Source organism: Streptomyces omiyaensis, from assembly GCF_014650895.1.
In the GTDB taxonomy this organism is placed as follows: Bacteria; Actinomycetota; Actinomycetes; order Streptomycetales; family Streptomycetaceae; genus Streptomyces; species Streptomyces omiyaensis.
Genome location: NZ_BMVV01000003.1, coordinates 291,738 through 304,109, shown reverse-complemented (window position 1 = coordinate 304,109; position 12,372 = coordinate 291,738). Strand labels below are relative to the sequence as shown.

Here is a 12,372-nt window from a genome sequence, read left to right as displayed (position 1 = left end):
CCGAGGGGCGGGACGGCGGGCGGCGGGGAGCGGTCGGCGCGGGCGGCCGGCACGGCGTTCCCGCACGCGGAACGGGGGATGGCGTCCCGCCCATGATCGATGAAACGTCCGGTTAACGAACGCGGCCGTACGCGCAGCGGACGACTTCCGGCCAAGTTGTTGACGCGCTCCTGACAGATACCGCCGGTAGCTGCCAGTCTCTCCACCGGTTCCTCGCAACCGTGTTCACCACTTCACCCGATCGTGCGCCACCGCTCTGCTTGCACAGCCCGGCCCGCCCCACCCAGCGGCCGGTACCCCCCTCGCAAAAGGAGTTCGCGTGAGATCCACGCCCAGCCGCCGTGCCACCGCGACCGGCGCGCTCATCGCCGCCGCCGCCATGCTCGCCGTCGGCGTCCAGGCCGGCAGCGCCTCCGCCGACAACGCCGGGGCCGCCCCGCAGATCCTGGCGGGCGGGAAGGCCGACCCGGGCAAGCTCCCCGCCGACCTCTCCCCCGCCCAGCGCACCGCGCTGATCAAGGCCGCCGACGCCGACAAGGCCGAGACGGCCAAGGCGCTCGGCCTCGGTGCCCAGGAGAAGCTGGTCGTCCGCGACGTGGTCCAGGACCGCGACGGCACCACGCACACCCGCTACGAGCGCACCTACGGCGGGCTCCCCGTGCTCGGCGGCGACCTGATCGTCGCCGAGTCCACCACCGGGGTCACCACCGGCGTCTCGAAGTCCTCCCGCGCGGAGCTCAAGAACGTCGACCTCGCCGCCACCGTCACCCCGGCCGCCGCGGAGAAGCAGGCCGTCGGCCTCGCCGCCGCCGACGGCTCGAAGGCGGCCAAGAGCGAGCGCGCCCCGCGCAAGGTCGTCTGGATGGCGCAGTCCGGCGCCCCCGTCCTCGCGTACGAGACCGTCGTCGGCGGCCTCCAGGAGGACGGCACGCCGAACGAGCTGCACGTCGTCACCGACGCCAAGACCGGCGCCAAGCTGTACGAGTGGCAGGGCGTCCACACCGGTACGGGCAACACCCAGTACAGCGGCCAGGTCACGCTCGGCACGGCGCCCTCGTACACGCTGACCGACACCGGCCGCGGCAACCACAAGACGTACAACCTCAACCGGGGCACGTCCGGCACCGGGACGCTCTTCTCCGGCTCGGACGACGTCTGGGGCGACGGCACCGCGACCAACCTGGAGACGGCCGGCGCCGACGCCCACTACGGCGCCGCGCTCACCTGGGACTACTACAAGAACGTGCACGGCCGCAGCGGCATCCGCGGCGACGGCGTCGGCGCGTACTCCCGGGTCCACTACGGCAACGCCTACGTCAACGCCTTCTGGCAGGACTCCTGCTTCTGCATGACGTACGGCGACGGCGCGGGCAACACCAAGCCGCTCACCTCCATCGACGTGGCCGCCCACGAGATGACGCACGGCCTCACCTCGGTGACCGCCAAGCTCGTCTACAGCGGCGAGTCCGGCGGCCTCAACGAGGCCACCTCGGACATCTTCGCGGCGGCGGTCGAGTTCTACGCCAACAACCCGAACGACAAGGGCGACTACCTCGTCGGCGAGAAGATCGACATCCGCGGCAACGGCACCCCGCTCCGCTACATGGACAAGCCGAGCAAGGACGGCTCGTCCAAGGACGCGTGGTACTCGGGCATCGGATCGATCGACGTCCACTACTCCTCGGGTCCGGCCAACCACTTCTTCTACCTGCTCTCCGAGGGCAGCGGCGTGAAGACGGTCAACGGCGTGACCTACGACTCGCCGACCTCCGACGGCCTGCCCGTCACCGGCATCGGCATCGACAAGGCCCGGCTGATCTGGTTCAAGGCCCTCACCACCAAGTGGGGTTCCTCGACCAACTACGCGGGCGCCCGCACCGGCACGGTCGCGGTGGCCGAGGAGCTCTACGGCGCCGGCAGCCCCGAGGCCCTCGCCGTCCAGCACGCCTGGGCCGCCGTCAACGTCGGCACCCGCCCCGGCGGCGGCGAGCCGCCGACCGGCAAGGTCTTCGAGAACACCGCCGACGTCTCCATCCCGGACTCCCCCGGCGCGGCGGTGACCTCGACGGTCAACGTCACCGGCGTCACCGGCAACGCGCCGACCAACCTCTCCGTCGGCGTGAACATCGTCCACACCTACATCGGTGACCTCGTCGTCGACCTCGTCGCCCCCGACGGCTCGGTCTACAACCTGCACAACCGCTCCGGCGGAAGCGCCGACAACATCAACCAGACCTACACCGTGAACGCCTCCAGCGAGGTCGCCAACGGCGCCTGGAAGCTCCGCGTCCAGGACAAGGCCGGCGCCGACACCGGCTACATCAACTCCTTCAAGCTGACCTTCCCGTAACCCGGGGGGCACGGCCCGGAGCAGTCACGACGGACGCCCGGAGGGACCCATCCCTCCGGGCGTCCGCCCGTTCCCCGCCGCCCTCCGCGCACCCCCGCCGGTTCAGCGCAGCTCGTCCGCGGAGGCCAGCCGGCCCGCCGCGAAGCACAGCCGGTAGACCGGGAGCTCCGCGAAGACCGTCGCCCGGTAGTACCGGCACGTGTCGACCCCCGCCGGCTCCGGCCCCAGCCCCGCGGGCGGCACCTCCAGGGGATGCTCCGGCAGGTCCTCCACGATCTCCCCGTACGCCTGTCCCACCAGCAGCCGCGCGTAGTTGTCGGGCTCCAGGTACGCGCGGGACTGCGACCACAGCGCCACGCCCGCCGTCAGCACCGCCAGCGCGGCCAGCAGCGCCAGCGGGATCCAGATCGCCCGCACCAGGTCCTTGCGCACCCGCCGCCTGGCCCGGTCCAGCTCCCGGGCGGAGGTCGGCGCGGCCGGCACCGCCGCCGGGGCCCGCCGCGGCAGCACCGCCGTCAGCGCGAAGCCGCCGCCCCGCAGCGGGCCGTGGGACAGCGTGCCGCCCGCGAGCCGCACCCGCTCGTCGAGCCCGACGAGGCCGGACCCCCCGGAGGCGGGCGGCCCCGACCCGGTGCCCGGCCCGCTCTCCACCCGCACCGTCACCCGCGGCCCGGTCTCCCGGACCTCGACCCGCACGGCGGCGCCCGGGGCGTGCTTGGCCGCGTTCGTCAGCCCTTCCTGCACCACCCGCCGCAGCGCCCGGTCCGCCATCCCCGGCAGCGCGGGCGGGCCGCCCGAGAGCGTCACGTCCAGCCCCGAGGCCCGCGCCCGGTCCACCAGGTCGCCGACCGTCTCGTCCGGCGGGGTCGTGGGCGCCTCGGCGCCCTCCTCCCGCAGCACCCCGATGACGTCCCGGAGCCGCTCGGTCGCCTCCGCCGCCGCCCGGCGCAGCTCCCCCGCCGCCCGCTGCTGCCCGGGCCCGAGCGCCGGGTCCACCTCCAGGGCGCCCGCCCGGACCGCGATCAGCGCCAGGTCGTGGCCGAGCGAGTCGTGCATGTCCCCGGCGATCCTCGACCGCTCCCGCAGCCGCTCCCGGTCGGCCACCGCCGCCTGCTCCCGCTCCATCCGGTCGGCCAGCTCCCAGCCGCTGCGCACCAGCCGGTCGTACTGGCGCACGTACCGGCCGACCAGCCAGGGCGCCACGATCGCCAGCGCCAGGGCGAGCAGCAGGGTGAACCAGGGACCGAGGGAGGTGCCGGTGAGCCGGGTGAGGAGCAGCCCCACCGCGGCCACCGCGCCGAAGAGCCAGAGCGAGCCGCGGGTGTGGTCCTGGCGCCGCCCGGCGAGGTAGCCGAAGGCGACGAGGGCGAGGCTGTACGAGGGGGTGAAGAGTTCGAGGGAGGCGGGCAGGCTCGCCGCGACCGTGACCGCCAGCGGCAGCAGCGGCCACCGGCGGCCGACGGCGACGCAGCCGCCGAGGACGGTGATCCCGGCGGCGACCTGGAACCAGGAGCCGCCGTCGTTCGGATCGGAGCGGAGCAGGACCGGGACGGAGAGCAGCATCCACAGCGCCAGGTCGAAGAGGCGGCGGCGGGCCGGGGAGGTCTCAGGCACCGGGGGCGCCCCGGTCGTCCGGCCCGGGCCCGCCGACCGGCCCCGCCTCGTGGGCGAGGACCGCGAGCTGGACGCGGTTGCGCAGGCCGAGCCGGCCGAGGACCGCGCTGACGTGGGCCTTCACGGTGCCCTCGACGACGTGCATGCGGGCGGCGATCTCCTGGTTGGAGAAGCCGGCCGCGAGGAGCGCGACGACCTCCCGCTCCCGGCCGGTGAGCGCGGCGAGCCGGGCGCGGGCGTCGGCGGCGCGGGTGAGCCGTTCGCCGCCGAGGGTGTCGATGACCCGGCGGGCGACGGTGGGCGAGAGGGCGGCTCCGCCGGCGGCGACCGCGCGGACCCCGGCGATCAGTTCGCGCGGGTCGCCGGACTTGAGGAGGAAGCCGCCGACGCCGCCGCCGAGGGCGCGGGCGATGTAGTCGTCCTCGGAGAAGGTGGTGAGCATGACCACCGCCGTCCCCGGGAGGGTGCGGCGCAGCGCGTCGGCGGCGGCGAGGCCGTCGAGCCGGGGCATCCGGATGTCGAGGAGGGCCACGTCGGGCCGGTGCAGCCGGGCCAGCTCCACGGCCTCGTGCCCGTCCCCGGCCTCGGCGACCACCTCGATCCCGGGGTCGGTGGTGAGGATGGCCCGCACCCCGGCACGGATCATCGCCTCGTCGTCCGCGAGCAGCACCCTGATCATGCGGCCCAGCCTAGGCAACGGGCGGGGCCCGGCGTACGGAGCGCCCGCGGCGGCCGCGCCCGGGTCGGGGCGCGGCCGTCGCGGGCGCGGCGCTACCTCAGGAGCACCCCGGCGCCCTCGCCGCCCGCGTCCTCCGGCAGGGCGAGGAGGCCGAGCTCGGCGGGGTGGGCGAGGAGCGGGTGGGCGGGCAGGACGCGGACCGTGCAGCCGAAGGGGCCGGTGCGGTCGAGCTCCAGGGTTCCGGCGTAGGGCTGGCGGCCCTCCAGGTCCGGGCCGCCGGCCGGCTTGAGGGTGACCGCCCGGGTGTCGGTGAGGGAGTCCTCGGCGTCGACCCGGCCGGTGACCGCCTGCACCTCGACGTCGTCCGGGGCGAGGCCTCCGAGCGCGACACGGACCCGGACCACCGGGGTGGCGCCCAGTTCGGCGCCGGCCTCCGCGAGGTCGTCGCCGATCTCCACGTGGTCGACCGAGACGCCCGGCCAGGCCGCCCGGACGCGCGTCTTCCACGCGGCGAGCTCCCGGGCCCGGTCCGGGGCGAGCGCCCGGCGGGCCCCGGCGGCGGGGACGTACAGCCGCTCCACGTACTCCCGGACCATCCGGTCGGCGAGCACCTTCGGGCCGAGTTCGGCGAGGGTGCGGCGGACCATGGCGGTCCAGGCGGCGGGGACGCCGTCGGGGCCGCGGTCGTAGAAGCGGGGGGCGACCCGGCGCTCGATCAGCTCGTAGAGGGCGGCGGCCTCCAGGTCGTCGCGGCGGTCCTCGTCGGCCGCGGCGGCCCCGTCGGCGGTGGGGATCGCCCAGCCGAACTCGGGCTCGAACCACTCGTCCCACCAGCCGTCGAGGACGGAGAGGTTGAGACAGCCGTTGAGGGCGGCCTTCATGCCGCTGGTGCCGCAGGCCTCCAGCGGGCGCAGCGGGTTGTTGAGCCAGACGTCGCAGCCGGGGTAGAGGCCGCGGGCCATCTCCATGCCGTAGTCGGGCAGGAAGACGATCCGGTGCCGGACCCGGGGGTCGTCGGCGAACCGGACGAGTTCCTGGACGAGCTTCTTGCCGCCGTCGTCGGCCGGGTGGGCCTTGCCGGCGACGACGAGCTGCACCGGCCGCTCGGGGTGGAGCAGCAGCGCGCGCAGCCGGTCCTTGTCGCGGAGCATCAGGGTGAGCCGCTTGTACGAGGGGACGCGGCGGGCGAAGCCGATGGTGAGGACCTCGGGGTCGAGGACGGCGTCGGTCCAGCCGAGTTCGGCGGCCGCGGCGCCGCGCTGGCGCCAGGAGGCGCGGAGCCGGTCGCGGACGTCGGCGACGAGCCGGGTGCGCAGGGTGCGGCGCAGTTCCCACAGGTCGCGGTCGCTCGCGTCGGCCCCGAGGCGGCCGACCTCGGGGGCGGTCCAGGTGGGGGCGTGGACGCCGTTGGTGATCGAGGCGATCGGCACCTCGGCGGTGTCGAAGCCGGGCCAGAGCCCGGCGAACATCCCGCGGCTGACGGCGCCGTGGAGGGTGGAGACGCCGTTGGCCCGCTGGGCGAGGCGCAGGCCCATGGCGGCCATGTTGAAGACGCCGGGTTCGCCGCCGAGCGGGGTCTCGTCGCCGAGGGCGAGGATCCGGCCGGTGTCGAGGCCGGGGAGGGCGCCGTCGTCGCCGAGGTGGCGGGCGACCAGTTCGCGGTCGAAGCGGTCGATGCCGGCGGGGACGGGGGTGTGGGTGGTGAAGACGGTGCCGGCCCGGACGGTCTCCAGGGCGGCGTCGAAGTCGAGCCCCTCGCCCTGGAGTTCGCGGATCCGTTCGAGGCCGAGGAAGCCGGCGTGGCCCTCGTTGGTGTGGAAGACCTCGGGTTCGGGGTGGCCGGTGAGCCGGGTGTACGTCCGGACGGCCCGGACGCCGCCGATGCCGAGCAGCATCTCCTGGAGGAGCCGGTGCCCGCTGCCGCCGCCGTAGAGCCGGTCGGTGACGGCCCGCTCGCCGGGGGCGTTCTCCTCGACGTCCGAGTCGAGCATCAGCAGGGGGACCCGGCCGACCTCGGCGACCCACAGGTGGGCGTGGAGGCTGCGGCCGCCGGGCAGGGCGAGGGTGATCCGGGCGGGCGTGCCGTCGGGCTCGCGGAGCAGGGTGACGGGCAGCTCGCCGGGGTCGAGGACGGGGTACTGCTCCTGCTGCCAGCCGTCGCGGCCGAGGGACTGCCGGAAGTAGCCGTGGCGGTAGAGGAGTCCGACGCCGATCAGGGGGACGCCGAGGTCGCTGGCGGACTTGAGGTGGTCGCCGGCGAGGATGCCGAGCCCGCCGGAGTACTGCGGCAGGGCGGCGGCGACGCCGAACTCGGGCGAGAAGTAGGCGACCGCGGCGGGGCCGTCGCCGGAGCCGCGCTCCTGGTACCAGCGGGGCCGGTCCAGGTAGCCGTCGAGGTCCTCGGCGGCGGCGGCGAGCCGGGCGAGGAAGTCCCGGTCGGCGGCGAGCGCGGTCAGCCGGGGGGCCTCCAGGGCGCCGAGGACCCGGACCGGGTCGGCTCCGGCGAGCCCCTCGGGGGCGAGGGAGTCGAAGAGGGCGCGGGTCGGTTCGTGCCAGGACCAGCGCAGATTGCGCGCCAGGGCGGCGAGGGGTCGAAGGGTGTCGGGGAGGACAGGACGCACGGTGAATCGACGGATTGCCTTCACGTGTCCCACCTTCGCAGGCCGGTGACGGAACGGAGCGGACGCACCACGCTGTGCGTCCGGCGTGCCGCCGAGCGTAGGGCGTCCGCGGCCGCCGGGCCATGGGGCCTCAGTCCCGGCGGGGGGCGCCGGCGCGGTACTCGCCCGGCGTGGTGCCGTAGGCGGTGCGGAAGGCGAGGTGGAAGCCGACCCGGCTGCGGTAGCCGACGCGGGCGGGGACGGCGGACTGGGGGATCCCGGTCCCGGCGAGCAGTCGGGCCGCCTCCCGTATCCGGCGGGCCGTCAGGTGGCGGGCCGGGGTGGTGCCGACGGCCGCGCGGAAGGCGGCGGTGAAGGCGGAGCGGGACATCCCGGCCTCGCGGGCCAGGGTGACCACGGTCCACGGCTCGGCGTAGCGGTTCTCGATGGCGGCGACGGCGCGGCCGATGCCGGGGTGCCGGCGCGGGCCGTCCGGCGGCGGGGGCACGGTGGCGAGGACCAGGCCGGCCTCCAGGACCCGCAGGGCGAGCAGCCGGTCGCCGGGGCCGGACCGGCGGCCGGGGGCGGCGAGCAGCGCGAGGGTGTCGCGGAGCAGCGGGGCGGCGTCGACGCGGGTCCGGCCGAGGCGCAGGGCCCGGGGCAGGGCGGCGACGAGGGGCGGTGCGGTCCGCCGGTCGTATCCGGCGCGGACGGTGAGGACCCGGGCGCCGTCGCCCTCCCCGCCGAGTTCGCGCACCTCCACGGGCGGGCCGCCGGACCGGGGCGGCCCGGCGCCCGGGGCGGCGGGTCTGGGCGGGGGCGGCGCGCCGGGGCCGGCGGTGAGCCGGTGGCGCGCGCCGGACGGGAGGAGCGCGAGGTCCCCGGCGGCGAGTTCGAGGGGGCCGGCCCCCGGCAGGACGAGCCGGCAGCGTCCGGCCAGCACGTGGTGGAGGACGGCCCGGGCCGTGTTCGCGTCCATGTGCGTCTCCCGATCTCCCGGTGACGACGGACCGTCAGCGTAACGAGCCGGGACGGGGGTTGCGGGACGCCGCACGCGTCCGGCCGGATTCGTGTCCGACCGGTGGCCTTGCCCGACCCCCTACGCCCTAGTAGTTAACAAAGGGCCGGATTGCCCGCCCGAGAACCTGGGGAAGGCTCCACCGGTAACCCCCGAAACCGTCCGCTCCGTACTCGTCTTCATCCCTGTGGACCCGCCATCCGAGTGAACGCGGAGGGGCGCGGCGATGCCCGCCTCCCACCGGCCTCCGGCGCGGCTAGAAAGAGCGCACCACCACCCGCACCCCCGTAACCCGTCAGGTGATGCTGTGAATCCGCTCATGGGACGCATTCCCGTACTGGACGTCCGCCCGCTGGTCGACTGCGGCCGGCGCCCCGCGAAGGCGGTGGCCGGCGAGACCTTCGAGGTGTCGGCGACCGTCTTCCGCGAGGGCCACGACGCGGTCGCCGCCAATGTCGTACTCACCGGCCCGACCGGCCGGACCGGCCCGTGGACCCCGATGCGCGAGCTGGCCGAGGGCTCCGACCGCTGGGGCGCCGAGGTCACCCCGGACGCCGAGGGCCTGTGGACGTACTCCGTCGAGGCGTGGAGCGACCCGCTGGCGACCTGGCGCCACGCGGCGAAAATCAAGATCCCGGCCGGGATCGACTCCGAACTCGTCCTGTCCGAGGGCGCGGAGCTGCACGAGCGGGCCGCGAAGGGCGTCCCGAAGAAGGGCGGCGGACGCGAGGCGGTGCTCGCGGCGGCGGACGCGCTGCGGGACGGGTCCCGGCCGGCCGCCGCGCGGCTCGCCGCCGCGCTCGCGCCGCAGGTGACGGAGGCCCTGGAGCGGCACCCGCTGCGCGAACTGGTCTCCGCGTCGCCGGTGTTCCCGCTCCGGGTGGAGCGGGAGCGGGCGCTGTTCGGCTCCTGGTACGAGTTCTTCCCGCGCTCGGAGGGCGTGCGGAAGGTCAAGGGCCGCACGGTGCAGGGGAACTTCCGCACGGCCGCCGAACGGCTCCCGGCCATCGCGGCGATGGGCTTCGACGTGGTCTACCTGCCGCCGGTCCACCCGATCGGCGAGACCCACCGCAAGGGCCCCAACAACTCCCTGTCGGCGGGTCCGAACGACGTCGGCGTGCCGTGGGCGATCGGTTCGCCGGAGGGCGGGCACGACGCGATCCACCCGGACCTGGGCACCTTCGAGGACTTCGACGCCTTCGTGGCCCGGGCGCGCGAGCTGCGCCTGGAGATCGCGCTGGACTTCGCCCTGCAGTGCTCGCCGGACCACCCGTGGGTGGAGAAGCACCCGGAGTGGTTCCACCACCGTCCGGACGGCTCGATCGCCTACGCGGAGAACCCGCCGAAGAAGTACCAGGACATCTTCCCGATCGCGTTCGACGCCGACATGGACGGGATCGTCGCGGAGACCGTGCGGGTGCTGCGCCACTGGATGGACCACGGGGTGCGGATCTTCCGGGTGGACAACCCGCACACCAAGCCGGTGGTGTTCTGGGAGCGGGTCATCGCGGAGGTCAACGGCGCGGACCCGGACGTGATCTTCCTGGCGGAGGCCTTCACCCGGCCGGCGATGATGCGGACGCTCGGGGCGGTCGGCTTCCAGCAGTCGTACACGTACTTCACCTGGCGGAACACGAAGGACGAGCTGACCGGGTACCTGACCGAGCTGTCCGGGGACGTGGCGGCGCAGATGCGGCCGAACTTCTTCGTGAACACCCCGGACATCCTGCACGCCTACCTCCAGGAGGGCGGCCGGCCGGCCTTCGAGGTGCGGGCGGTGCTGGCGGCGACGCTCTCGCCGACCTGGGGGATCTACGCCGGGTACGAGCTGTGCGAGAACACCCCGCTGCGGGAGGGCAGCGAGGAGTACCTGGACTCGGAGAAGTACCAACTCCGGCCTCGTGACTGGGAGTCGGCGGAGCGCTCGGGGTCGACGATCACCCCTCTGATCACCTCGCTGAACCGGATCCGGCGCCGTCACCCGGCGCTCCGGCGCCTGCGGAACCTCACCTTCCACGACACCGACAACCCGCAGGTGATCGCGTACGCGAAGAAGTCGGGTTCGAACACCGTTCTGGTGGTCGTCAACCTCGACCCGCACCACACCCAGGAGGCGACGGTCTCGTTGAACATGCCGGAACTCGGCCTCGGCTGGCACGAGACCGTGCCGGTGCGCGACGAGCTCACCGGCGACACCTACCACTGGGGCAGGAACGCCTACGTGCGCCTGGAACCGGGCGTCACGCCCGCGCACGTGCTCGTCCTGCGACCGTCCCCGCAGACCGGAGGGTCACCCACCTCATGACCGTCAACGATCCCGTCCCCGACACCTTCGAGTCCACCCCCGCCAAGGACCGCGACCCCGACTGGTTCAAGCGGGCCGTCTTCTACGAGGTCCTCGTCCGGTCCTTCCAGGACAGCAACGGCGACGGCGTCGGCGACCTGAAGGGCATCACCTCGCGCCTGGACTACCTCCAGTGGCTCGGCGTGGACTGCCTGTGGCTGCCGCCGTTCTTCAAGTCCCCGCTGCGCGACGGGGGCTACGACGTGGCCGACTACACCTCGGTGCTCCCCGAGTTCGGGGACATCGCCGACTTCGTCGAGTTCGTGGACGCGGCGCACCAGCGCGGGATGCGCGTGATCATCGACTTCGTCATGAACCACACCAGCGACCAGCACCCGTGGTTCCAGGAGTCCCGGCGCGACCCGGAGGGCCCGTACGGCGACTACTACGTCTGGGCCGACGACGACAAGCAGTACGCCGACGCCCGGATCATCTTCGTCGACACCGAGACCTCCAACTGGACCTTCGACCCGGTCCGCAAGCAGTACTACTGGCACCGCTTCTTCTCGCACCAGCCGGACCTCAACTACGAGAACCCGGCGGTGCAGGAGGAGATCCTGTCGGCGCTGAAGTTCTGGCTGGACCTGGGGATCGACGGCTTCCGGCTGGACGCGGTGCCGTACCTGTACCAGCAGGAGGGCACCAACTGCGAGAACCTGCCGGCCACCCACACCTTCCTCAAGCAGGTCCGCAAGGAGATCGACGACCACTACCCGGACACGGTGCTGCTCGCCGAGGCCAACCAGTGGCCCGAGGACGTCGTCGACTACTTCGGCGACTTCCGCTCCGGCGGCGACGAGTGCCACATGGCCTTCCACTTCCCGGTCATGCCGCGGATCTTCATGGCCGTCCGGCGCGAGTCGCGCTACCCGGTCTCCGAGATCCTGGCGAAGACCCCGGAGATCCCCTCCGGCTGCCAGTGGGGCATCTTCCTCCGCAACCACGACGAGCTCACGCTCGAGATGGTCACGGACGAGGAGCGGGACTACATGTACGCCGAGTACGCCAAGGACCCGCGGATGCGGGCCAACATCGGCATCCGGCGCCGGCTCGCCCCGCTGCTCGACAACGACCGCAAGCAGATGGAGCTGTTCACCGCGCTGCTCTTCTCGCTGCCGGGCTCCCCGGTGCTGTACTACGGCGACGAGATCGGCATGGGCGACAACATCTGGCTCGGCGACCGGGACGGGGTGCGCACCCCGATGCAGTGGACCCCGGACCGGAACGCGGGCTTCTCCTCCTGCGACCCGGGCCGGCTCTACCTTCCGGCCATCATGGACCCGGTCCACGGCTACCAGGTGACCAACGTCGAGGCGGGGATGGCCTCACCGTCCTCGCTGCTCCACTGGACGAAGCGGATGATCGAGGTCCGCAAGCAGAACCGTGCCTTCGGGACCGGTACGTACACCGAACTGCCGTCCTCCAACGCGGCGGTGCTCGCCTTCCTGCGGGAGGACGGCGACGACCTGGTGCTGTGCGTGAACAACTTCTCGCGGTTCGCGCAGCCGACCGAGCTGGACCTGCGGCGCTTCGCGGGGATGCGGCCGGTGGAGCTGATCGGCGGGGTGGAGTTCCCGGCGGTCGGCGAGCTGCCGTACCTGCTCACGCTGACCGGTCACGGCTTCTACTGGTTCCGCATGAAGCGGAGTTGAGGGACGGCCGTTTCGGCCTCCGTCGGGGTGGGGCGGTTTCCGCCGCCCCACCCTGGGAACTGTGTCCCACACACGAACCGGGTCCATCGTGGTCCATCCCGCTCCATCCCGGTCC

Annotated in this window: 7 protein-coding genes; 3 read left to right on the top strand and 4 right to left on the bottom strand. The window is 73.8% G+C overall.

Annotated features, from left to right (window positions below; genetic code table 11):
• Nucleotides 1–319: 319 nt before the first annotated feature.
• Nucleotides 320–2,350 carry a M4 family metallopeptidase gene (locus tag IE287_RS06950; protein ID WP_189848011.1) on the top strand — a complete coding sequence of 677 codons (2,031 nt, stop codon included), beginning with the start codon at nucleotides 320–322 and terminating at the stop codon, nucleotides 2,348–2,350.
• A 102-nt stretch (nucleotides 2,351–2,452) separates the two neighbouring features.
• On the opposite strand, the gene IE287_RS06945 is transcribed toward IE287_RS06950, so the two are convergent.
• The 4 genes from IE287_RS06945 to IE287_RS06930 all read right to left on the bottom strand — a co-directional run bounded on the left by IE287_RS06945 (nucleotide 2,453) and on the right by IE287_RS06930 (nucleotide 8,222).
• Nucleotides 2,453–3,964 carry a sensor histidine kinase gene (locus tag IE287_RS06945; RefSeq protein ID WP_229883318.1) on the bottom strand — a complete coding sequence of 504 codons (1,512 nt, stop codon included), beginning with the start codon at nucleotides 3,962–3,964 and terminating at the stop codon, nucleotides 2,453–2,455.
• Nucleotides 3,957–4,643: a response regulator transcription factor gene (locus IE287_RS06940; RefSeq protein ID WP_189848010.1), complete on the bottom strand. Its 687-nt coding sequence runs from the start codon at nucleotides 4,641–4,643 to the stop codon at nucleotides 3,957–3,959. Before IE287_RS06940 ends, IE287_RS06945 begins: the two co-directional genes overlap by 8 nt.
• Nucleotides 4,644–4,735: 92 nt before the next feature.
• Entirely contained in the window at nucleotides 4,736–7,288 is a 2,553-nt protein-coding gene (gene glgP, locus IE287_RS06935; protein WP_189848009.1) for an alpha-glucan family phosphorylase, read from the bottom strand.
• A gap of 106 nt (nucleotides 7,289–7,394) precedes the next feature.
• Nucleotides 7,395–8,222, bottom strand: coding sequence for an AraC family transcriptional regulator (locus IE287_RS06930; protein WP_189848008.1), 828 nt, complete (start codon nucleotides 8,220–8,222; stop codon nucleotides 7,395–7,397).
• A 358-nt stretch (nucleotides 8,223–8,580) separates the two neighbouring features.
• Here IE287_RS06930 and IE287_RS06925 point away from each other — a divergent pair, with 358 nt between their 5' ends.
• Nucleotides 8,581–10,566 (top strand): alpha-1,4-glucan--maltose-1-phosphate maltosyltransferase, encoded by a 1,986-nt coding sequence (locus IE287_RS06925; protein ID WP_229883317.1) that lies wholly within the window; start codon nucleotides 8,581–8,583, stop codon nucleotides 10,564–10,566.
• Entirely contained in the window at nucleotides 10,563–12,257 is a 1,695-nt protein-coding gene (gene treS / locus IE287_RS06920) for a maltose alpha-D-glucosyltransferase (RefSeq protein ID WP_189848006.1), read from the top strand. Before IE287_RS06925 ends, treS begins: the two co-directional genes overlap by 4 nt.
• The last annotated feature ends 115 nt before the right edge of the window (nucleotides 12,258–12,372 follow it).